At 69.4% G+C, this 330-nt stretch carries 1 protein-coding gene; it reads left to right on the top strand.

Translation table 11 applies throughout. The features are described 5' to 3' along the window. Positions 1–330 (top strand): DUF2189 domain-containing protein (locus E5162_RS14250; RefSeq protein WP_135945947.1); only part of this gene is annotated, 330 nt, incomplete at both ends.

Raw genomic sequence — 330 nt, 5'->3', positions numbered from 1 at the left:
CACTCTGGACAGCGTGCGCCGGGACGCGCCCTGGGCGTGGCTCAAGGCCGGCTTCGCCGACATGATGGCGAGCCCGGTCATCTCCATCGGCTACGGGATCGCTGTCACCGTGACCGGTCTCCTCATCACCGCCGGCCTCTGGTCGGTGGGTCAGGCCGCGATGGTGCCGGTTCTGGCCGGCGGTTTCGCGCTGATTGCGCCCGCCTTCGCGGTTGGCATTTATCGCATCTACCACGTGCGCGAGAGCGGTCAGACGCCGCGCCTGCTTGCTTTCTGGAGCCTGCCGCCCGGCCGCATCGGCCAGCTGGCCCTGCTCAGCGTCCTGCTGCT

Origin of the sequence: Marinicauda pacifica, from assembly GCF_004793635.1 — a bacterium.
Classification (GTDB): Bacteria; Pseudomonadota; Alphaproteobacteria; order Caulobacterales; family Maricaulaceae; genus Marinicauda; species Marinicauda pacifica.
Note: the sequence above shows the minus strand (reverse complement) of the source record. Positions and strands in the feature narration are given on the sequence as shown.